This is a genomic window from Streptomyces sp. NPDC058459, from assembly GCF_042721685.1.
GTDB lineage: Bacteria > Actinomycetota > Actinomycetes > Streptomycetales > Streptomycetaceae > Streptomyces.
On the sequence record NZ_JBHXLV010000359.1, the window covers coordinates 1 to 3,232 of the forward strand.

Genomic DNA, 3,232 nt, shown 5'->3' on the forward strand with positions numbered 1-3,232 from the left:
CGGTCTTCTTGACGGGCGCGGCCTCCTCGGCCTGCACCTCGGCGGCCTCAACCTCGGTGGCGGGCTGCTCGGTGGCGGCCGGCTCCGGCGCGGGCGACGGGACGACCAGGACGGCCGTCTCCTCGGAAGCGGTCGGCGCGGTGGCCTTGCGCACCGCGCGGCGGCGCGGACGGGCCGGGGCGGCACTCTCCTCGGCCGCCGGGGCGGCCTCCGGCTGCGGCTCCGGCTGCGGCTCTGCCACCGGCGCGGACTCGGCGACGGTCACCACGGCGGCTTCGGCCCCGGCCGGCGAACCGGCGGGCGCGGACACCTTGCGGGTGACCCGGCGACGGGCCCGGCCCTTGGGCGCGGCCTCCTCGGCGGCGGGCTCGGGCGCGACCACCGGGTCCTCGGCGGCCATCGGCGCGGCCTGCGCCTCGGCGGCCGGCTCCGGCTGGACGGGACGGGCGGCGGCCTCCTCGGCGGAGACGGACGCGGCGGTCGGCACCTCCTCCTCGGCGGCCCGCTCGAACCGTTCGGCCCGCTCGGCGCTCCGGCGGCTGCCCTCCTTCGGCGCACCGGCCGGAGCCGAGGCCCGGCGGCCGGCGCGGCGGCGCGAGCGGCCCCGCCCGGCGGCGGCCTCCGCCTCGGCGACGGAGCTGTACAGCTCCTCGTCCGGGGTGAACTCCGCCGAGGGCAGCGCGACCGGCTCGGCGACCTCGGCCGCCGTCTCGGCCTGCGCGGGCGCCTCGGCCTCGGCCGTCTCGACCGTCAGGGTGTCGCCGTCCTCGTGGGTGTGGCCGTCGCCGCCCTTGCGCTTCTTGCGCTTGCCGCCACCGCCCCCACCGGCGGAGGTGGGCTGCTCCATGTGCACGATGACACCGCGGCCGTTGCAGTGGACGCAGTTCTCGGAGAAGGACTCCAGCAGACCCTGGCCGACCCGCTTACGGGTCATCTGCACCAGGCCCAGCGAGGTCACCTCGGCCACCTGGTGCTTGGTCCGGTCCCGGCCCAGGCACTCCAGCAGGCGGCGCATCACCAGGTCCCGGTTGGACTCCAGCACCATATCGATGAAGTCGATGACGATGATGCCGCCGAGGTCGCGCAGCCGGAGCTGGCGCACGATCTCCTCGGCCGCCTCCAGGTTGTTCCTGGTGACCGTCTCCTCCAGGTTGCCGCCCTGGCCGGTGAACTTGCCGGTGTTGACGTCGATGACGATCATCGCCTCGGTACGGTCGATCACCAGCGAACCTCCGCTGGGCAGCCAGACCTTGCGGTCCAGCGCCTTGGCGAGCTGCTCGTCGATCCGGTACGTGGCGAAGACGTCGACCTCGCTGGTCCACCTCTGCAGCCGGTCGGTGAGGTCCGGGGCCACGTGGGAGACGTAGCCGTGGATGGTCTGCCAGGCGTCGTCGCCGCTGACGATGACCTTGGAGAAGTCCTCGTTGAAGATGTCGCGGACGACACGGACGCTCATGTCCGGCTCGCCGTACAGCAGCGCCGGGGCATTGCCCGTCTTCGCCTTCTTCTTGATCTCCTCCCACTGCGCCTGGAGCCGCTCGACGTCACGGCGCAGCTCGTCCTCGCTCGCGCCCTCAGCGGCGGTGCGCACGATGACGCCCGCGTCCTCGGGGACGATCTTCTTAAGGATGGTCTTCAGCCGGGCCCGCTCGGTGTCGGGGAGCTTGCGGCTGATGCCGGTCATCGAACCCTCGGGGACGTACACGAGGTAACGGCCCGGCAGGGAGACCTGGCTGGTGAGGCGGGCGCCCTTGTGGCCGATCGGGTCCTTGGTCACCTGGACCAGGACGGGCTGGCCGGACTTGAGCGCTACCTCGATGCGGCGCGGCCCGTTGGCCATGCCGAGCGCCTCGAAGTTGACCTCACCGGCGTACAGGACGGCGTTGCGGCCCTTGCCGATGTCGATGAAGGCGGCCTCCATGGACGGCAGCACGTTCTGGACCTTGCCCAGGTAGACGTTGCCGACGTACGAGGTGGCCTGCTCCTTGTTGACGTAGTGCTCGACGAGCACGCCGTCCTCCAGGACGCCGATCTGGGTGCGCTCGCCGTGCTGGCGCACGACCATGACGCGCTCGACGGCCTCGCGGCGGGCCAGGAACTCGGCCTCGGTGATGATCGGCACGCGGCGACGGCCCTGCTCGCGGCCTTCGCGGCGGCGCTGCTTCTTGGCCTCCAGGCGGGTCGAGCCCTTGATGGACTGGACCTCGTCGGACGGCTCGGTGGCCTTGCGGGGCTCGCGGACCTTGACGACGGTGCGCTCGGGGTCGTCAGCGGGCGACGTCTCGGCCTCGCCACCGGAGTCACCGGCGCGCCGGCGACGACGACGGCGGCGACGGCTGGAGCTGGAGCCACCGGACTCCTCGCCCCGGGTCTCCGCCGCGTCCTCGGCGTCCTCGGCGTTCTCGGCGTCCTCGGCGTCCTGCTCGGCGGTGTCCTCGGCGTCCTGCTCGGCCTGTTCGGCGGCCAGGTCTCCGGCTTCGCCGTCGGTGCCCTCGCCGCTCTCGTCGTCGTCGTAGGCGTCACCACGGCGACGGCGACGGCCGCCCCGGCGGCGACGGCGACGCGAACCGGACTCCTCCGAACCCTCGGCGTCGTCGGACTCGTCCTCCTCGGCGAGGTCCTCGGCGGACTCGTCGGCCGCCTCCGGCTGCTCCTCTACGGCGCGGGTCTCCTCGGCGGGGGCGCCCCGGCGGCGACGGCGACGGCGGCCGCTGTCGGCGCGGTCGTCGGCGGCCTCGGGCGCGGCGGTGGTCTCCCCGGACTGCTCGGGCTCCTTGGGCTCCTCGGGCTCCTCGGCCTCTTCCGGCTTCTCGGCCTCCCGGACACCGGCGGCCTGGGCCGCGGCCTCGGCGGCGGCACGCTGCGGGGTCTGGAACCTCGGCTCGGTGAAGACCGGCGCCTGGAAGGTGGCCACGGCGGGGCGGGAGGCACGGCGCGGGGCGTCGCCCTCGGCGGGAGCGGGCGCGGAGAACCCGCCCGCGGCCTGCCGCACGGCGCGGCGACGGCGGCGGCCGCCCTCGGTCTCGGCCGGCGCGGGCTCGGACTGCGTCGCCTTGCGGGCGGGGCGCGGCTCTGCCTCGGCGGCCTCGGGCTGCTCCTCGGCCACGGCCGGGGCGCCGGCGGGCGCGGAGGCCCGCCGGGAGGCCCGACGGCGGGTACGGCCGGCGGCCTCCCCCTCGGGCTCGGCCTCAGCCGCAGCGGGGGCGAGCTCGGCCTCAGGGGTCTCGGGCCT

1 protein-coding gene is annotated in these 3,232 nt (G+C 75.1%); it reads right to left on the minus strand.

All coding sequences use genetic code 11. The features are described from left to right. Positions 1 to 3,232: Rne/Rng family ribonuclease (locus tag ACFWN1_RS32505; RefSeq protein ID WP_384370109.1), on the minus strand; the 3,232-nt coding region annotated here is incomplete at both ends.